The organism is Vibrio sp. TH_r3 (genome assembly GCF_033101115.1).
Taxonomy (GTDB): domain Bacteria; phylum Pseudomonadota; class Gammaproteobacteria; order Enterobacterales; family Vibrionaceae; genus Vibrio.
Map to the genome: position 1 here is coordinate 19,102 of NZ_JAWMPW010000030.1, position 20,091 is coordinate 39,192.

At 39.2% G+C, this 20,091-nt stretch carries 17 protein-coding genes; 11 read left to right on the forward strand and 6 right to left on the reverse strand.

The genetic code is table 11. The features are described from left to right. The first annotated feature begins 245 nt into the window (after positions 1 to 245). The 10 genes from R3X26_RS16945 (at position 246) to R3X26_RS16990 (ending at position 13,204) form a co-directional block, all read left to right on the forward strand. Positions 246 to 1,346, forward strand: coding sequence for a substrate-binding domain-containing protein (locus R3X26_RS16945; protein WP_317718514.1), 1,101 nt, complete (start codon positions 246 to 248; stop codon positions 1,344 to 1,346). A gap of 151 nt (positions 1,347 to 1,497) precedes the next feature. Further along, complete coding sequence (locus R3X26_RS16950) at positions 1,498 to 3,831, forward strand: glycoside hydrolase family 3 N-terminal domain-containing protein (RefSeq protein ID WP_317718515.1); 2,334 nt, start codon at positions 1,498 to 1,500, stop codon at positions 3,829 to 3,831. Positions 3,832 to 4,428: 597 nt separating this feature from the next. Further along, entirely contained in the window at positions 4,429 to 5,190 is a 762-nt protein-coding gene (gene kduD, locus R3X26_RS16955; protein ID WP_317718529.1) for a 2-dehydro-3-deoxy-D-gluconate 5-dehydrogenase KduD, read from the forward strand. 258 nt (positions 5,191 to 5,448) lie between these two features. Further along, entirely contained in the window at positions 5,449 to 5,769 is a 321-nt protein-coding gene (locus R3X26_RS16960; protein ID WP_317718516.1) for a cupin domain-containing protein, read from the forward strand. A 239-nt stretch (positions 5,770 to 6,008) separates the two neighbouring features. Further along, positions 6,009 to 6,098, forward strand: coding sequence for a hypothetical protein (locus R3X26_RS19100; RefSeq protein WP_411572432.1), 90 nt, complete (start codon positions 6,009 to 6,011; stop codon positions 6,096 to 6,098). A gap of 63 nt (positions 6,099 to 6,161) precedes the next feature. Continuing rightward, on the forward strand, positions 6,162 to 7,091 hold the full coding sequence (locus tag R3X26_RS16970) for a sugar kinase (RefSeq protein ID WP_317718517.1): 930 nt from the start codon (positions 6,162 to 6,164) through the stop codon (positions 7,089 to 7,091). Between the two features lie 10 nt (positions 7,092 to 7,101). After that, positions 7,102 to 7,725 carry a bifunctional 4-hydroxy-2-oxoglutarate aldolase/2-dehydro-3-deoxy-phosphogluconate aldolase gene (locus tag R3X26_RS16975; protein WP_317718518.1) on the forward strand — a complete coding sequence of 208 codons (624 nt, stop codon included), beginning with the start codon at positions 7,102 to 7,104 and terminating at the stop codon, positions 7,723 to 7,725. Positions 7,726 to 7,940: 215 nt separating this feature from the next. Continuing rightward, a complete protein-coding gene (locus tag R3X26_RS16980; protein WP_317718519.1) occupies positions 7,941 to 9,695 on the forward strand; it encodes a sodium:solute symporter family protein in 1,755 nt (584 codons plus the stop codon). Positions 9,696 to 9,766: 71 nt separating this feature from the next. Next, positions 9,767 to 11,170: a glucuronate isomerase gene (uxaC, locus tag R3X26_RS16985; protein ID WP_317718520.1), complete on the forward strand. Its 1,404-nt coding sequence runs from the start codon at positions 9,767 to 9,769 to the stop codon at positions 11,168 to 11,170. A 27-nt stretch (positions 11,171 to 11,197) separates the two neighbouring features. Further along, positions 11,198 to 13,204 (forward strand): heparinase II/III family protein, encoded by a 2,007-nt coding sequence (locus R3X26_RS16990; protein WP_317718521.1) that lies wholly within the window; start codon positions 11,198 to 11,200, stop codon positions 13,202 to 13,204. Positions 13,205 to 13,321: 117 nt separating this feature from the next. Here R3X26_RS16990 and R3X26_RS16995 read toward each other — a convergent pair whose 3' ends face one another. From R3X26_RS16995 to R3X26_RS17015, 5 genes are all read right to left on the reverse strand, one after another. After that, entirely contained in the window at positions 13,322 to 14,143 is an 822-nt protein-coding gene (locus R3X26_RS16995) for a PTS system mannose/fructose/sorbose family transporter subunit IID (protein ID WP_317718522.1), read from the reverse strand. After that, positions 14,143 to 14,943, reverse strand: a complete 801-nt coding sequence (locus R3X26_RS17000; RefSeq protein WP_317718523.1) for a PTS sugar transporter subunit IIC — start codon at positions 14,941 to 14,943, stop codon at positions 14,143 to 14,145. Before R3X26_RS17000 ends, R3X26_RS16995 begins: the two co-directional genes overlap by 1 nt. 70 nt (positions 14,944 to 15,013) lie before the next feature. Further along, positions 15,014 to 15,508: a PTS sugar transporter subunit IIB gene (locus R3X26_RS17005; RefSeq protein ID WP_317718524.1), complete on the reverse strand. Its 495-nt coding sequence runs from the start codon at positions 15,506 to 15,508 to the stop codon at positions 15,014 to 15,016. A gap of 11 nt (positions 15,509 to 15,519) precedes the next feature. Beyond that, positions 15,520 to 15,948: a PTS fructose transporter subunit IIA gene (locus tag R3X26_RS17010; RefSeq protein ID WP_317718525.1), complete on the reverse strand. Its 429-nt coding sequence runs from the start codon at positions 15,946 to 15,948 to the stop codon at positions 15,520 to 15,522. Between the two features lie 2 nt (positions 15,949 to 15,950). Then, entirely contained in the window at positions 15,951 to 17,711 is a 1,761-nt protein-coding gene (locus R3X26_RS17015; RefSeq protein ID WP_317718526.1) for a class I mannose-6-phosphate isomerase, read from the reverse strand. A gap of 242 nt (positions 17,712 to 17,953) precedes the next feature. Between R3X26_RS17015 and R3X26_RS17020 the strand changes: the two genes are divergently transcribed. Next, positions 17,954 to 18,964, forward strand: coding sequence for a LacI family DNA-binding transcriptional regulator (locus R3X26_RS17020; RefSeq protein WP_317718527.1), 1,011 nt, complete (start codon positions 17,954 to 17,956; stop codon positions 18,962 to 18,964). Between the two features lie 97 nt (positions 18,965 to 19,061). On the opposite strand, the gene R3X26_RS17025 is transcribed toward R3X26_RS17020, so the two are convergent. Beyond that, entirely contained in the window at positions 19,062 to 19,934 is an 873-nt protein-coding gene (locus R3X26_RS17025) for an aldose 1-epimerase (protein ID WP_317718528.1), read from the reverse strand. Between the last annotated feature and the right edge of the window lie 157 nt (positions 19,935 to 20,091).

Sequence of the window (20,091 nt, forward strand, 5' to 3'; positions counted from 1 at the left end):
GCCACCGAGGCTCGCATCGATGTTGACCTTAATTTCGTTTTCCAAACGGTTTTCTAGTAACTTGTTTGCGATTAAGTTACGTATTGCAATTGGTGATTCGTCAGCCGGATGGACTTTCGCTGATGTAGGTTATCTAGCCCTCGGAGTTTGTTGCTCCTAATAAACTTTTAATGCCCATTTAATTGTGAGACATTTTTGCTATCTAAAGGGAGTCATATTTCCTAGAGCGTTATTGGAGGAAAAGAGTGAAGACGTTGTTGTTGCTGTTAGATAGTATGATCTACTACGACCGTGAAATATTGAAAGGCATCAAGGCTAAAGTAGACGAGTCGAGTATTAAAGTTGAGATTCATCTAGAGTGTTCGTCTAACCTTGAATATATCTTGTCTCGTGAGTGGGACTACGTTATTGCGGATTATGATAAGCCACAGATTAATAACATCGTCGATTTACTATCAGCGAGAGTAGTGGTGTACAGTAATCATCAAATAGAGGTTACTCCATCTCGTTTGTCTTCGGTGATTTTGGACAATAAAGGGTTAGCAATAACTGCGCTAAAAGGGCTTGAATCGACAGGTATTAAAAACGTAGGTTATTTTGCTAATCAACAAGATTGTGTTTTTCTTTGGAGTCAAGAACGACACGTGTCGTTTAAACAAACCGCACAAGCTGGAGGGTTGAGGGTTGTTGATGATGTAGAGAAAGCTATACACAACAAAGCGTTTCCAATAGGCGTTTATTGTTCATCTGATCGTTCAGCTCGTCGTCTTGCAAACCTATGTCACACACTAGATGTTAACGTGCCCGAAGAAGTGTCAATCATTGGTACTGACTATGATGGTACAGAACGAATGTTGTCGCCGATGCCACTAAGTTCGGTTGAACTTAATCCTGTTGAGTTAGGTAAACTATGCGTTGAAACTTTACAAAAAATGCTGCGCTTCAAAAAACCACATCACACTAAATTTACTTCGTATAAATTAATTCAAGGCCGTACAACTATTCCGCAAAATGATGCCGACCAGATAGTGATCAATGCAGAAGGTTACATTCGCAATCATTATCACCTTAATATTAAAATAAAACAGGTGACGGACCATTGTAGAGTATCTCGGAAAACCTTGGATACGCGATTTTTGATTACGCACGGTGTTACTGCGCATCATTACGTTACAAAACTTCGCTTAGAAAAAGCAAAGCAATTATTGTCTTCGACATCTGAAAAATTGGAAGTTATTGCCAAGCAGGTGGGTTACCCAAGCCAATCTTACTTATCCCAAGTATTCATTAAGCAATTTGGCATCACTCCGATAACATTCAGGAAAAATAACAATCGTCTTACCTGATTTTTTTCTCCTGTTATTAATTTGGCAAGTATCGTGTTGGATTTCGTAAGTGGGTTCTATTTTAACGTATTGTTTGTGAATTTCCGAGATAGTAACGTGATACGTCATTTAGAGGTGAATAATGGTGGTTTACAAAAAATCGGAATACTCAGTGGCTCAGCGTGTGGAAGACTTATTGGCTCGTATGACGCTGGAAGAAAAGATTGCGCAGCTTGGCGCACAATGGTTGCTGCTTGATGAAAATGGTGATCACAAAGAACGCGGCCTTGAGATGGTCGTTGATGAAGATACGCGAAGTTTGAATGACAAACTTAAACATGGTTTAGGCCAAATTACGCGAGCTCTTGGTACGCATTCTGTTGATGCCCAAGCAGGCGTTAAAGCGCTTAATAAGTTTCAACAGTATTTGGTTGAGGAGACGCGTTTAGGTATTCCAGCTATACCTCACGAAGAATGCTTAGTTGGGTTAATGGTGCAAGGTGCTACGTTATACCCATCATCACTTAATTATGGTCATACATGGAACCCCGCATTAATCGAAGCAGCGGCAGCCGATATTGGCAGGCAAGTGAAAATGGTAGGTGCGAGACATGGTTTAGCTCCAGTTCTTGACGTGTCTCGTGATGTCCGTTGGGGAAGAACAGAAGAAACTCTAGGAGAAGACCCTTATCATGCAGGTATAATGGCAAGCCACTATGTTACTGGTCTACAAGGACCAAACCGAGATGTGTTCGCAACACTTAAACATTATGTTGGCCACTCTGCTAGTGAAGGTGCTCGTAATCATGCACCTGTTAATCTAGGTTTTAAAGAGCTCAACAATACATTCATGTTGCCATTTGAAATGGCCGTCAAACTTGCCAATGCTGGTTCGGTAATGCCTGCCTACCATGATATTGATGGCGAGCCTTGTCATGCTTCTTATCATTTATTAACACAGATATTACGAGACAAATGGGGCTTCGATGGACTAGTGGTTGCAGATTATGGTGGTGTCGAATTACTCGCATCGCACCATGCTATAGCTGAAAACAGAACGCAAGCGGCTGCTCTTGCATTCAACGCTGGTTTAGATATTGAGCTTCCTGATGATGCCTGCGCTGAATATCTCATAAATGCGATTGATAAAGGCTTTATATCAATAGAGAAAATTGATGAAATCGTTACTAGGATCTTAAGTGTTAAGTTTGAGTTGGGACTGTTCGAAAACCCATATTGTAACGTACCTACAACGCCTTTGCATACTGAAGTTAGCCGTGAGTTAGCTTATCAAATTGCTAGTGAATCAATTGTACTACTTAAAAACGATGGCACACTTCCACTCACGACTAAAACAATACTTGGTCTTGTGGGACCGACAGCGGATGATCAGTTGGCGTTACTTGGTGGTTATAGTTTTCCAGTACATCTTATTTTGAGTGATTCTGATAGCAACGAACAAGTATCTGAAACCTTGTTAAGTGCATTTCAGCAGCAGTTCGAATTAGTTAATTACCATAAAGGTTGTGACATATTGACTGAACGTCATGCGAATACGCCTGTCTTCCCTGGTGATGTTGACCTTGCTATTCATCAAGCGATGAAATCACCAATTAGCCAAGACGCCTCCTATATTGCAGAGGCGGTTAATGTGGCAAAAGACAGTGATGTTGTCGTTGCATGTGTCGGAGATCTTGCTGGGTTGTTCCAAACAGGAACAGTAGGTGAAGGTTCGGATACTGATTCCTTAACTCTGCCAGGAGTACAACAACAGCTCATTGATAAATTGCTCGATATCGGAAAGCCAGTTGTGGTGCTTGTTACTGGAGGTCGGCCATATCAATTAGGACGTGCAGAAGATGAAGCTGCCGCAATCGTCTATGGTTGGGCTCCAGGTCAAGAAGGGGCAAATGCTATCTGTGATGTATTAACGGGTAAAGTGAACCCAAGTGGGCGTTTAACTTTGTCTATACCTAAAAACGTTGGATCTGTTCCATATTTTTATAACCATAAACTGAAAAGTGCAGGTACACCGATTGCTTATCATTTTGGGTCTGCATACAACTTTGGCTATGGCTTGAGCTATACACAGTTTGATTACTCAAATGTATCGATTCATTCTGATAGCGTCACGTTTGACGACATGATTGAAGTAAGTGTTGATGTTGTCAACAGTGGTAGCCGAGACGGCGCAGAAGTAGTGCAACTTTACGTGCGTGACAAAATTTGTTCGGTTGTTCGCCCTGTTAAGGAGCTTAAAGGATTCTGCAAAGTATCGATAAAAGCTGGACAAACGAAATCGGTAATATTTCGTTTGCCTGTTGACATGCTCAACTTTACGGATAGCCGACACCGCCGAGTGGTTGAAGGAGGTGAGTTCGAATTAATGATTGGGCGTTCATCCAGTCAAATCGAACATAGCCTAACAGTGAAAGTAAAAGGCGATAAAAATGTATTGCCAGAAAACTGGAAGATGGTGTGTGAAGTTGAAGAGTTTGTTCGATAATCTTAAATCGCGAAGGTTATTCTTTATATTCAAATGAGTAGTAAAATAGAGTTTAGTTGTCACCCATGACATATGGATAACGATGCAAGAAAGGTAACATCAAGTTAAGAAACCCTTATTTTTAGCAAAAAGAGTTTCTTCTTTATTAGATCACAGAACGAAAAGCGAGCTTCTTTTTTTCAACTCACAGATTTCAATTTGATCGGGAGTAACAGGAGAGAGAGGTTCGGCGCATGGCCATCACGTTCATTTTTTATTTGGTGAACTCATTTTATTAAAGCTGATTTACATACACTCATCGCCTGGACTTGTTTCTATTATTACCTAGTTCAGGGTATTAGAGAGCTTGCCACACCAGAGCCAGATATCGACCTACTTCTTCCTTAGAGCATCTCGACCTAATAATGCACTTATCGGGTTAGGAGGCATTCGCAAAAAACGTTTCCAATTATAGACCCAAGTCACAAAATAAATCATGAATTTATTTTTTATGAAATGATGTTTCGTTTTTTTATTTACAGTTAGTTCATAAATGGATATTGTAGTGTTAAATAAACAGGCTAATTCCATATACTCAGATAAATAAAGGATAAGAACATTATGTTGGAGTCATTCAATCTAAAAGGAAAAGTAGCAATTGTTACTGGTTGCGATACTGGTTTAGGTCAAGGTATGGCACTGGGTTTAGCTGAAGCTGGCTGCAAAGTTGTAGGCGTAAATTATATAGAACCAACAGAAACTATTAAAAAAATGTCGGAAGCGGGCCATACCTTCCTTGATCTACGAGCTAATCTACTTAAGCAAGAAGATATTCCAACCATTTTAGATAGAACATTATCGGAATTTGGCAAAGTCGATATATTGGTAAACAACGCTGGAATTATTCGTCGTGAAGATGCTATCGAATTCTCAGAACAAAACTGGGACGATGTAATGAATATCAACTCAAAAACTGTTTTCTTTATGTCTCAAGCTGTTGCTAAACAATTTATCGAACAAGGTAATGGGGGCAAGATTATTAACATTGCATCGATGCTTTCTTATCAAGGTGGAATTCGTGTCCCATCGTATACTGCATCAAAGAGTGCTGTTATGGGTATCACCCGGGCAATGGCAAATGAATGGGCAAGCCATGGGATTAACGTAAATGCTATCGCTCCTGGGTATATGGCAACCAATAATACTCAAGCACTACGTGCAGATGCCGCACGAAACCAAGCAATTTTAGAACGTATTCCTGCGAACCGATGGGGGACACCAATTGATGTAGCAGGCCCTTGTATATTCTTAGCCTCAACTGCCTCAGATTATATCAATGGCTACACTATTGCTGTAGATGGTGGCTGGCTAGCTCGCTAATTTATATATTAAATATTCACGTTATAGTCTAATTTTTAGGCTGTCTAGCTTTGAATTAGTTATGATTATTATCTGCAATTAGCGTACATATTTCTGTTTTTCTCAGCTATTTTCTGTCTGAGAAAATCATCATTATATAGTTAATGTTCGTACATCAATGCATGACATTAACTTATAGACTTTTTGATTGAAATTACGCGTGAATTAATCAGTAACTATTTATAACCGGATTTAATCTTAGGAAATAAGGTAAAAGATATGTTCGTAAACAATAATTCTATCACTTTAGAAAATCTTGGTGACGGTGTTTCTCGTAAAGTTCTTGCTCATAGTAACAACATGATGGCAGTAGAGGTTCATTTTGAATCCGGTGCGGTGGGAGCTATGCACAGTCACCCACATGAACAATTGACTTATGTACTCTCCGGAAAGTTTGAATTTACTATCGGTGAAAAAACCCAGATCGTTACTGCTGGCGATACCATGTATAAAGAGCCGAATATCGAACATGGATGTGTTTGCTTAGAAGCTGGTATCCTTATTGATAACTTCACACCAATGCGTAAAGACTTTATTTGAGGTTAATTGTTTACTAATTGATAAACAAGAATAAATGGACAAACAATGAAAATTGCACTAATCATGGAAAACAGTCAAGCTACAAAAAATGCAATGGTTGTAAAAGAGATTGATAGTGTTGCCGGTAATCAAGGTCACAACGCATAAACTCTGCAATTCTTAATCAAGTTAAAGTTGCAGTAGCAAAAGACAAGGTAGTTGACTCGCTGCGTAGTATTGACCAAAGTTTAGTAAAAACAGTGATTTCGAGTGTTCGTTTTCAGCGGTGCTTCTTTGATAACTGCCAAGATGCAGAAATAGAAGCATATGTTCGATCGTTTCTAGACTAACTATTTTCTAATGAAAGCCTGTTTTTACTGGCTTTCATTAGTTATACCTTACGGATTATACCGATGACTAATCAGATTAAAATAGCAATCATTGGCGAATGCATGGTAGAGCTACGTGCATCCAATGGCAAGCTCGACCATGGCTTTGGCGGTGATACGCTAAATACTGCTACTTATATTGCTCGTTTAACTTTCCAGCATAACGTTCAAACTCAGTACTTTACTGGGCTAGGCAAAGATCCGTTCAGCCGAACGATGATTAAAACTTGGCAACAAGAAAATATAAGTACTGAACATATTCATATCGATGAAGAAAAAAACCCTGGAATTTATGCTATTGAAACAGAAAAAAATGGTGAACGTAGTTTTTTTTACTGGCGTAATGATTCAGCTGCGAAATTCTGGTTACGTCATTACTCTATAAAGCAACTCATTGATATACTTTCTGCTAATCACTGGATCTATTTAAGTGGAATCAGTCTTGCTATTTTACCGAAGGATTGCCTTGATAAGTTAATTGTTGTTCTCACTGCATGCCAAGAGCTAGGCTCAAAAATAGCATTTGATAACAACTACCGCCCAGCTCTTTGGGAAAAGATAGACACCGCTCAAGCGGCTTATCGCCAAGTCCTAGCATTAACTACTATCGCTTTCCTTACCTTTGATGATGAAAAAGAACTTTGGGGTGATGTTACTGAGCAGCAATCTATCGAACGAACCTTGAATCTAGGTGTTTCTGAAATAGTGATTAAACGTGGTGAAGAAGCTTGCATTATTGTTAGTGATAATGAAATGTTTGAAGTGCCAGCAAACCATATCGAAAACGTAATAGATACTACAGCCGCTGGTGACTCTTTTAGTGCTGGGTATTTAGCAAAGAAATTATTGGGTGGCAATATAGTGGAATCCGCAAAGGCTGGTCATCTGGTTGCTGGGACAGTTATCCAACATTCAGGTGCAGTTATTAATAAAGAATTTATGCCAATTATTTGAAGGATATGAGATGGAAAAATTAGAACAACGTTTAGCTCAAGTAAAAATTGTTCCAGTGATTGCTATTAAAGATGCCTCTAAAGCAGCGAGACTAGCCACGGTTTTGATTGAAAATGGCCTTCCGTGTGCTGAGGTTACCTTTAGAACCAAACAGGCCGCCGAAGCCATCCGAGCGATGCGTAAAGCTCACCCAGAGATGCTGATTGGTTCTGGTACCGTGTTGACGAAGCAACAAGTTGATCAATCGATTGCTGCAGGCGTAGATTTTGTTGTTAGCCCAGGGTTAAACCCAAATATTGTAAAATATTGTCAAGAACAGCAAATTACGATCGTACCTGGGGTAAATAACCCAAGCCTAATTGAGCAAGCAATGGAACTGGGGTTAAATACGCTGAAATTCTTTCCTGCAGAGCCTTCTGGAGGAGTCAATATGCTAAAGGCTTTATGCTCTGTATATTCAGTGAAATTTATGCCAACCGGTGGGATTAAGCCGAGTAACGTTAACGACTACCTGTCTATACCAAGTGTTTTTGCTTGTGGGGGAACGTGGATGGTACCTGATAATCTGATTGATGAAGAGCGGTGGGACGAACTTGCTGACCTTGTTCGTAATGTCGCTAACATTATCGAATAATTTTTTGCTGCTACTACTTAGGTAGCAGCATTTTTTGAACAAAAAACTTCGCTTGACCTCACTTATTTAGTTTTCCTCATACTCTAGTTTTTTATTATCAAGATCACAAATAGATGATTTTTATCTTTATCGCACATTAAATAAATACAATAATGAAATGCAGTTTCAAAAAAAATTAAGTTTATTTTATTTAAAAACAAAAAAGAGGTTTTAAAATGAATATCGACATGCTCGTTGTTGGTGTCTACTTTATCTTCATGGTAGCAATAGGCATCATCTTTAAACGATTTGCAGGTAATTCTACTAGTGACTATTTTCGTGGGGGCGGAAAAATGTTGTGGTGGATGGTTGGTTCAACCGCATTTATGACGCAGTTTAGTGCATGGACATTTACAGGTGCAGCAGGCAAAGCATTTACTGATGGTTTTCCAATCATGGTCGTATTTATGGCCAACGCATTTGGTTTCTTACTTTCATGGTTGTTCTTCTCATACCGTTTCCGCCAAATGCGCGTAGTAACACCGATTGAAGGTGTACGCCGTCGCTTTGGTGCAACTAATGAGCAGGTTTTTACTTGGGCGACAATGCCAACTAGTGTGGTTTATACAGGTATATGGCTGAATGGCTTAGCTCTGTTTGTTAGTGCGGTATTTAAAATAGATATAGAAACAACTATCGTTGTAACAGGACTTATTGTGCTATTTATATCGGCACTTGGTGGAGCATGGGGGGTTGTTGCATCAGACTTTGTACAAATGGTTGTGATCATGGCAGTAACCGTAGTATGTGCAGTTGCGGCACTCATAAAAATAGGAGGTCCATCAAACCTTATTGAACAATTTCCAGCGGAAAATATTATGGGTTCAGACATGAACTACCCTCTATTGTTTGTCGCTTGGTTTATCTTCATGTTTGTTAAGCAGTTACAGAACATTAACAACATGCAGGACTCCTATCGTTTTCTTACAGCTAAAGACTCTATCAATGCTCGTAAAGCGGCTCTTTTAGCATTTGTATTAATGCTACTTGGTCCTGCTATTTGGTTTCTTCCACCATGGGTAACTGCTGTAATCTACCCTGAAGCAGCATCTGTACACGTTGCTGAACTAGGTGGTAAAGCAGCCGATGCTGTTTATCTTGTATTCGTTGAAAATGCAATGCCTGTTGGTATGGTGGGTTTATTGATGTCTGCTGTTTTCGCCGCAACAATGTCATCAATGGATTCGGGCCTAAACCGAAATGCGGGTGTATTTGTCCGTAATTTCTACTCGCCAATTATTGACAAAAATGCCAATGAAAAGAAACTAATGCGTGTGAGCCAACTGGTTACACTAGTCTTTGGTGCCTTAATCATCGTGGTTGCTCTATTTATAAACTCTCTACGTGGTTTAAGTTTGTTTGATGCGATGATGTATGTAAGTACACTTCTACAAATGCCGATCTTAGTACCGCTATTCTTTGGTATGTTTATAAAGAAAACTCCAGATTGGGCAGCATGGTCAACGTTGGTTGTAGGCATGGTCGTTTCATACTTAGTAAGCTTTGTATTCACTGCAGACGTTATTGCTAATATTCTTAATTTAGAATCTGGCTTTACTGCTCGTGAAGCGAAAGACCTTAAAGTTCTACTTGGGATAATGGGACACCTTGTAATCACGGGTGGTTTCTTCTGCTTTACAACTAAGTTCTATAAAGAGCCTGTTGGCGAGAGAAACAATGAACTTAAGCATTTCTGGAATGATGTTGAAACTCCTGTAGTTGAAGAGGAAGGTCAAGATGAAATGGACCGTCAACAACGTAATATGTTAGGCAAATTAATAGTTGTCTTTGGTGCACTTGTATTCGCAATGTTATTAATCCCTAATCCATTCTGGGGACGTATGGCATTCGTATTCTGTGGGGTTGTTATCCTTACTGTGGGGGGCTTATTACTAAAAAGTGCTAAGCAAACTCAAGTAATAAGAACTTAAACAACAAATAATTATTTAGAAGCCAGAGAGAAAAACTAACTCTGGCTTTATTTAATTTAACGGATTACTTTATGTCCAATTTCATTAATGACGACTTTTTACTTCAGAGTGATACTGCAAAATATTTGTATCACACCTACGCAGCAACTTTACCAATTATCGACTATCACAATCACCTTGCTGCAAAAGATATATACCAGAATTATAAATATGATTCAATTGGTGAGGCATGGTTAAGCTGTGATCACTATCTATGGAGAGCTTTGCGCAGCAATGGTATAGATGAGCATTTTGTAACTGGTACTGCGACTAGCTACGAGAAATTTCAAAAATTTTGTGAAACCATTCCTTATCTTATTGGTAATCCGATATATCATTGGTGTCATCTAGAGTTAAAAAGATACTTTAACCTAGATTTGATAATTAACCCCGAGAACTGTGAAAAAATTTGGGCCCACTGCCAGCAAGCGTTTGATGCAAATGAACATGACTTTCGGTCGTTGTTGATTAAAAGCGGAGTCCAAACTTTATGTACAACTGATGATCCATTAGATGAACTCTATTACCATCAAAAACTTCAGCAAGAGGAATTTGAAGTTCAGGTATTACCCACCTTTCGCGCTGATAGGCTACTCGACATTAACAATCAAACTGAATTTCTTCACACTCTTCATGGTCTCCATTTATCCACTGGTATTAAAGTGACTGACTTTTCCAGTTATTCAAGGGCTATAGCGAAACGTGTCAAGTATTTCTCTAAATATCATTGTCGCCTTTCTGACATTGGAATGCCGACCATTGAGTTTGCACCGTTTTCTATTCAAGAGTTAGATCAGATAATGTGTGCGTTGTTAGCAGGGCGAGAGCTCACTGTTTACCAAGTTGCACAGTTTAAAACCGCCGTATTTGAAGTCCTAGGGAAAGCATATCACCGCCATGGTTGGTCTATGCAGATTCACATAGGCGTTCTGCCTAACGTCAATCAACGTCGCTTCTATACGCTAGGTGGTGGTACTGGTTTTAGTATTATCAACGATCAACCTATCGCCAAAAATCTCAGCGCTTTACTTAGCTTACTCGATAATACTAACTCATTACCACAAACTATCTTATATAACCTCAACCCTAACGATAACGCCATTCTTGGCACAGTTATAGGTGCTTTTCAAGACAGTGATGCACAAGCTGGAAAAATTCAGTTGGGATCAGCATGGTGGTTTAACGACAATAAATCTGGCATGGAGAATCAGTTAACAGATTTAGCTAATTTAGGTGTATTAGGACGGTTTGTTGGAATGTTAACTGACTCGAGAAGTGTATTATCGATGTCCAGACATGAATACTTTCGTAGGATTTTATGTAATCTAATTGGTAAGTGGGTTGAAGAAGGTGAATTACAAAACGATGAAGCTTTACTTAAACAAACCATCGAGAATATTTGTTATTACAACGCCAAAAGCTATTTCAATTTCTAACAAAAAAAATTTACATTAAGGTTTATTATGTTGCAGTTTACCTCCCAAGAAATGACAGCAATTCGTAACAAAGCGAACATCGAACTAATTTCTCGCATTATTCAAGATAATGAAATTGTACTGAAGTCAGAAACACTAGTACCACCTGATGCTCGAGCAACTTGGAATCTCTACTATTTTTGTCCAACCCATGGCGTGCGCTTGACTTGGAATAGAAACAAACCTACTCAGCACGTTTGTCCTGTTGATGGAGAAATACTCACGGGTGAACCGTATGATGGAGCATGGTGGCGATGGCTGAATGGTTTAAACGCTAAAGCATGTAACGACCTTGGTCTATTATGGCAGATAACCCAAGATAAGCAGTATGTTGATAAGGTTAAAGATATCTTACTTGAATATGCGAAATACTATCCAGACTATGAAGTTCACGGAGGTATTCCATACAATGGTCCAGGTAAAGCAAACGCTCAAACATTATGCGAAGCGAACTGTAATATCGACTTTGCACGTGGTTACGATTTTATTAAAGATCAATTAAATGAAAAAGAACAAGCCTTTATTGAACAAAGACTTTTAAGAGAAGGGGCAAAGTTCTTAATGCAACATAGAAGTAATCAACTGCATAATCATGAAATGAAAATATCTGCAACTATAGGGGTCATTGGCCTTATTCTTGATGACCAAGATTTTATCAACTTCGCCGTCAACACGCCCTACGGTTTAAAATATCAGTTGGAGCATGGTGTTAAAGGTGAAGGGCTTTGGTTTGAAGGTTCGATTCATTATCATTACTATGCACTTCAAGCGCTTCTTAGCTTTGAAAAGCTTGCATGTAAAAGCATACATTCTTTGAAAAATGAGCCTAATTTTCTCACGATGTTAGAATTTCCTCTCCAGTTGCTAATTAACACTGGTGATTTTCCAAGGCTTAACGACTGTATTGCAGGACAAGAAAAATTAACCCATAGCCATCTTTTCGAGTTTGCTTATCGTGAGTTCAAAACTCCGCTCTTTGCTTCTGTACTGAATGAAATTTATCAAAATGAACCGAGAAATAACATTGAAGCTCTACTTTACGGAGTAGATAAGATCCCTGATACCGACAAACTAACCTGCCATTCCATTCATGCGAAAGAATCTGGTATAACCATCATGTATCAAGCTAAGCAAGACAATATGATGTTGGTCAAGCATTCCCCTTATGGTGGAGAGCATGACCACTATGACCGGTTAGGATTGATTCTTTGTCGCAATGGTAAAGAGATTTTGCCTGATCTTGGAACAACAGGATACGGAGCAGAGTTACATTATGGCTACTACAAAAACACCTTGACTCATAATACTCTTGCTGTAGCAGAAAAAAATCAGCCACCAGCAAACCCTACAGTTAATTGCTACGTTAAAACGGATACTTACACGTGGTTAGATGTTGAAACTGACTGGTGTGGTGACCTACCGCAAGTTGATAGTCATACCATTGTAGACTGGGATGAACTTGTTTATCGTGGGGTTCGCTTTAGAAGACAGATACTATGGTTAGGCGATGCGGCTATTGAATTTAATACAATCGTCAATCCAAATAAACAGCAATTAGACCTCATTTGGCATGTACGTGGGCAACATAAACATCTTAATTCAAACACTCGATGCGATAATCCCATGTCTGGTCCTTTAGAACGTATGACAAATTGCCATCAATACAACCTCAATAAAGTCGATTTAGTGGCATACACAATTGAAAGTCAAACTGATTTTCATCAACAAATACTGACTACTAGTAAAGCTAAAGCAACAATCTTAAAGGGGTATGCTCCGGATAACCCTGCTACAACAGACTTAGCATATACTATTGTACGTTCAAAAGAGCAACAACTATCCATTGCAGTGCTCCACAACTTAACTAATAATGAAAGCCTGTTCATAAATGGTTTACAAATTTCTGATACTTCAATCAAGTTTCAACTAAATAGGGAAGAGCTTCAGCAAGTAATCATGATTAATAGCCTGACAGGTAAGATTGACATACGTTAATCTAACGAGCAGCCGCAGTAATAATTGTAAATTGTTACTGCGGCTGGTGGCATAGCATAGATGAAATTTATCCATCACTATTTGAACGGTAATTAAAATAGTGCGTATGTATGCATTTTAGAAAAGACCGACTGCGACTCCGACAAAAGAGATGGCCACAAGAGAGAACATTGCTTTCACTGGACTTAACCCTTTTTTAGCCATGGAATACCAAGTACCTAAAACGATCATGAGAGGTAAAAGTTTAGGGAAAATACCATCTAACATTGTCTGTACATTGATATTTACACCATCTTTAGTAATGAATTCGAGCGCCACATCCAAGTTCACGTAACTCGCAGCTACGCCTCCCATAACAAACACACCAAGTAGTGACAACGCTTCACGTATTTTTGTAGAGCGATGACTGACGAGCATTTCGACTGAGCCTGCTCCCATTTTATAGCCTTTCATAAACAACTGGTATGAACCAAAAATTGCGATTGTATTGAATGCTATAATATAGAAAATAGGGCCCAATATGCTGCCACCAGATGCTAGCGCCATACCGATACTAAGCAAAATTGGCACCAGCATACCCGGCACCATTGAGTCGCCAATACCTGCTACCGGTCCCATTAAACCAACTTTTAACGTATTGATTGTTTCACCGTCAATAGGCTCCCCATTCGCTTTTTTTTCTTCCATACCTATGGTCATGCCATTGATAATTGAGCCTAGTTGAGGCTCAGTATTGTAGAAAGAAGCATGACGCTTCATCGCCTCCGTACGATTCTCTGCGTCTGGGTAGAGTTTTCTCAGTGCTGGCATCATGCTTAAACAGAAGCCGAATGATTCTAGACGTTCGAAACTCATAGACGACAGATTATACATCATCCAAGCACGCCAACATTTAGTGAGATCTTTTTTATCGAGTGTGATTTTGGTTTGTTTAGTCATTAAAATTCATCCTCATCATCGGTTTTCTGAATTGGCGCAGAATTTGCGGTTTGGGGTTCGGGTTTGTAGTTATAATGAAGCAGCGCGAGTAGCGAACCAATCATTACTAAGCCCACCATATTGAGTTTAAGGAATACGATGCCAACAAACCCTACAAGAAAGTAGATAATCAAAGTAGACTCTTTTATTATTTGCTTCAATAGGATAGCGATACCAACCGCAGGTAAAATCCCACCGAGAATAGTCATTGTGCGAATAACTATTTCAGGCAAACTTGACATAAAGTCTTCGATATATTGGTTGCCGAAGTACACAGCAATAAACGTTGGGATAAAACGCATTAAAAAATTGGTGACTTGAGGATAGATGGCAGAATTCATGTACACACTTTTCTCATCGCCAACTTCTATGGCTAAGTCGGCTTTGTGATTCCAGTAAGAGTTAATGACCATCATAAAATTGAAAATGATGGTGCCAGCAATACCGATGGTTGCCGCTATAGCGACAGCCACTTCTACTCCCTGGCCAGACATTACACCTAATGCGACTGCAGGATAGGCTACAAAATTTAGATCCGCAGGCATCGAGCCACCAGGAGTAACCATGGCTATATAGACGGCCTGAACGGCAACGCCTATCATAATACCAGTTTGAATATCACCTAGGATGATACCTATAAGCATCCCCGAGACTAAGGGTCTAGTAATAGTATACCAACCACCGGTTACTCCAAGTAACCAAGGTGTGGAAAGGGCGCCGAGATAGCAAAGTATCCCGATACATACTGCTTCTATAAACATAATTTAATCCTTTAATGTACGTATTAAACTGAATTTTGAGTGGATATCACCGCTCAAGATGCAGATTGTGTTATTTGATTTTTTTCCGTGCCTCTTGCCAGGTATAGGATTTAGCATCAGGCACGAGCCTAAAGTCGATATGGTGGCCATCATCAGACAAGTAGTTAAATGCAGATATTTCTTCTTGGTTTACACACTGATTGCCGCCGATGGTTGTCGTTCCTTCTCGCGCACTCATCGGTCCTACGTTAATTTTTTGGTTTAGGTTACTGAGGTTGATGCCAGCCTCACTAATTTTGCGAAGCGTTACAGGTGATTTGGCAATCACAAAGTACTTCTTTTCACTCGCGATGACTTTGGGTAACTTGCTGATTGCTGTTGCGGTATCAAATAGCCAAACCTTGACATCAGTTACAGCCCCTTTCATTACTTGAGAGAGTAGAGGATCCGCTGCTACAGCGTCATCGATAGCGATGATTCCGTCGCAAGGTAGTTCTTTTGCCCAACGTGTCATTAATTGTCCATGAATCACACGGTCGTCGATACGAACAAATGATATTGTCATAATATTTCTCCTTAAAAATCGTTTTCGTCAACCTGTTCTATGAGTTCTGCGACGACAATAGTATTAAGCGCTTCTTGTTGAAGAGTGGTTGCTACTACCGATGAATTTTTCTCTTCAATGAAATCTGCAGTCATTAGTAGTGTGGGAAAATTTATTCCTGTAACTATTTCAACATTAGGGCTAAAATTTGGGTCAAATGCATAAGTGCAAGCGACGTTATATGGAGTACCACATTCCAAATCGCACAGCACGATAATGCCATCGACATTAGATGCTATAGATGTGATTTCTTTATGGAAATCTTGTTTAAATTGCTCCACCCCCCCCTTTTCGGTAAGGGAAACGGCAGTAGTATTACTTATTTCGCCATAGACCATCTCTGCACTACTGATAAGTGCAGTAGCTAATGGTCCGTGGCTCGCTACGATAAAGTGGATCATAATTATCCTCGTACAAATGCTTTAATAGTGGCAATTTCTTCACCTTCGCTTAGACCGTATGGTTGGATAATATAGTCATTTACTTCGGCTGGAATAATAAAAGTCTCGGCATAATGAACAATAAACGGTTCAAATTTATTGTCAGGACTTAAAATAATGGCTTCTTTTCCTTCTATTAAATTCAGAACATTTACGGTCCCTTCCGTATTATGCAGTACTGGTTTACTAAACCAATGTCGTCTAGTTTCAATAAATTCTCTCTCATGAAGTCCGGTTCTTTCTTCTCTCCAACCGTCTCCTTCGGCAATAGGTGTTATAACGTTAACTAAGTTCTCTTGGCACCATTTCGTATTTCTATCCCATTGGATAGTTTCTTTTCCGTGATCGAGATGAACTGGCCTTGGTAACCCATCGAGCCCTAAACGATCCCAGTCCCACAGTTTGAATGTGAAGATATAAGGTGTCGCACTAATTTCAAGAACCATTGCTCCAGCGCCAGAACAGTGGATCGTACCTGCTGGAATAAGGAAATGGTCATGTTTCTTAGCGGGGAACTTATTGATAAAACGTTCGTCATCAAAGGATTTTTCGCCACGTTGTGCTGCTTGAAGGTCATTCATCATTTCATTCGGGTCGATGTCAGATTTAGTGCCCAGATAAACGTTAGCGTTATCTGTGGTATCCAGCATGTAATAACTCTCGTCTTGGGTGTAGTGCATACCAAATTCGTTTTGGATGTACTCTGTAAGAGGGTGTATTTGTAGGCTTAAGTTCTGACCTTCCATTGTATCTAGAAAGTCAAATCGAATAGGAAACTCAGCACCAAAACGAGAATGGACATTGTTACCGAGTAAAGCGTTTGGTTGAGTCAGTACCAAATCCTGTGACGGCACTTCAACAACAACCTCACCATACTTGAGAAGTAAACTGTTTTCTTCAGGAACGCAGTCAAAACACCATGCGTAGTTCTGTTTATCTTGATCAAGATCGAAAACTTCTTTCATCCATTGTCCCCCCCAAACTCCCGGATCAAAAAAAGGAACTAGTCTGAATGGTTGTGTTGTCGCTTGTTTTAACCCTGCATGAAAGGCGTCTCCACTTATTAATTTAGGGTTTAATGCTGTATTGCTATCTAGTAAGAAATCAACATTTGGAAGATGCTTAGTTTTGTAACGATCAAATACTCTCCATTCAATAAAGAAGGAACGTTTGTATTTACGCAATACGTCTTCGCTGTAGTTTTGTACCCCCCAGTTATCCAACATTCCTCGACGAAAGCGTTGTTGGATTTCCCATCTAGCCATGTCAGCGTATATAAAAGTGTCACCTTCAGAAACCAGCCTTGCTCCGTGACCAATTACAACGACTAATCCACTGCTAGTTGAAGTAACCTCGTCTCTTAATTTTTGTAGCTTTTTATCGTCAAAAAACTCTTCTAGTTTATGGTGAGAAATGACACCAAATACTCGATCATCCGTTATATTGCGCTCTAACATCTCGAAGATGTGTTTTTCCGAGTATTTTGCATCCTCAGTATTTAAAATCACACAAGGAAAAAGTTCATTAACAAACTGGTTTAGAAGTTCGTTATGGTCAACTCCGTGGTAAGTGTCAATTACCAGAACATGCTTATTTTTTTCGAGAATACGTTGCTTAATTACACCGACGATGTTCCTCCAGCCTTCAGTTGCTTCTTGCTCAAAACCTTTTACGTCTATGTGCGGAAATTTGTCATAATTAGGTTGAGTTGACAGGTATTTCATAGATCACCATATGTTAAATATTCGTTAATAGTGTATCTAATCAATTAACCAACCTACAAGTAGGTTAACGAGTTTAACCTTGTGTTTGTCAGTTTTTACTCTTTATTTTTTAAGACATTTTTGCAGTTAGTCACATAATCACGCTGTTATTTAGATTAAATTGTGATTAATCGTTTAACCTAAATTTAATCCAATTAGCAATTGGTTATAACTATAATTTCATTTTCTTGGAGTAAGATATTTTGAATCCAACCATTGCCGATGTCGCTAAGCATTGCGGTGTCTCTACCGCTACGGTCTCTATGGTGTTAACCAATAAAGGTCGAATATCAACCATGACACGAAAACGTGTTTTAGAATCAGTTAAAGACCTAGGTTATGTTTATAATCAAGCAGCAGCAAATTTACGCCACAAACGGAGTAATTTAGTTGGGTTAGTGACTCCTGATATTACAAACCCTTTCTATTCCGATATGATTGCCGGCCTGAGCCACTACTTAGAAGAACAAGATTCGTTACTCTTTTTAGCAAATGCTGAAGAAAGTGTTGAAAGGCAGAATAAGTTTATAGACTCGCTACTAAGCCAGAATGCAGGTGGTGTGGTGGTATGTCCAGCAATGGGAACTGATATTGATTTCCTAAAAACAGTGCAAGGACGTGGTTTCCCCATTGTACTAGCAGTCAGGCCTTTAGATGAAGAACAGTTTGATTTCGTTGGCACGAATAATTTTATGGGCTTGCAGTTGGCAACTGAACATTTAATTGCAAAAGGCCATAAACACATTGCGTTTATTGGTGGGTTGAAGTCATCGAGGACCCGTTCTCATCGACTTGGCGGTTACATGTCCAAGCTAATGGAACATGGTATTGTATTCAACGAACGATATATTCGCAGTTGTTCTGCAAGTCGTACAGAAGGCGCAAAGGTTACTAAAGAGTTACTTACTGAACATCCAGAAATTACGGCTATCATTGGTTATCAAGATATTGTTGCGTTTGGAGTGATGAGAGGTATTAAACATTTTGGCAAAGAAGTGGGTAAGGATATCGCGGTAGTTGGCTTTGATGACGTTGCTGAGTCATCAGATATTATACCTTCATTGACTTCTATCTCGGTTTCTGCGCGGGAGATAGGCAAAGCTGCAGGCGCAATTATTCTTGCTAGAATGAAAGGAGATAAGCAACCAATTAAAAGCGTTGTTTTTTCCCCTAAACTAATAGTTAGAAACTCATGTGGTGGCTTTGTCTGCTGAATCGCCATTACTTACACTTATTGATTACACGGTAATGAACTGGATAAGAGGTAGAATGAGTCTAGTAAATATTTTTGCCTATTCGGCTTTCATTAACTTATGCTCTTCCGTTTAAGTCCACCATTATCGTCATTTGCATCTCCAGTGTTTCTCCCCCCTCTAGGCGAACCAATGAGTCACATTTTACATGGTGGTGGGCGCCTACCCAATGAGACTGAGGTTCTATACAGATAAAACCACTTCTATTATTAGGTTGATACACTTGCAGGTATTTCATAGGGCTTGTCATTGTTAGTTTTATACCATTTGGATGAATAATAGAAACGTTACAGTTTTTTGGACTAAGATAACCATTGTTTATCCATATATCGGGTATTTTTTTTTGAGTAGTAAAGTCGTAGTGTTTAGGTATGTTAGTCACATATTTAGTAGGAAGGTAGTTATCACCTTCTAACCATATTCCTGCTGCGTCAAACTGAACTTTAGAACCTTCAATAGTATTAAAAAATGGATGAAAACCACCACCAAATGGAAAGGGTGTGTATGTTAAGTTAGTAATCGATAAAGAAACTAATAGACGGTTCTTTTCGAGAGTATAGGTAAGGTTGGCTTGGTAGGAACAGCATTTATAAACATTCGATTCCATAGTTAACGTTAAAGAATTGGTATGCGACCGCCATTTTTCAGTTTGCCACTCATTTATCCATGCATCGCCATGAAGAAAATAGTCATTATCAAACTTATGATGGGGAAGGCAAAAGTCTTGTTGCTCGTATACAAAATTATTTCCTTTAACGCGGTTGGCCATAGGAGCCATCGGAAACAATCCAGATTCGTTGGCAGATTTGAAGCTACCTTGACGTAATATATGGAAATTTTTTGGCTTGTATAACAGCTGATGAATCGCTGCACCAGTACTTGAAATCTGGAGTTTTAGATAGTCATTTTCTAAGGTGTAAAGAGTAGCCATGATCCAGTCCTATTTAGTAATGTCGCGATATTACTAAATGAAGCAGAAATTAAACTTGGATAGCATCAATAATAAAAATAAACCAAGTTTACTTAAGTGGAAAGATTGACAGACTTATAGTCTTAGTTGTTAGTTTATTAGTTATTTTTACAAAACT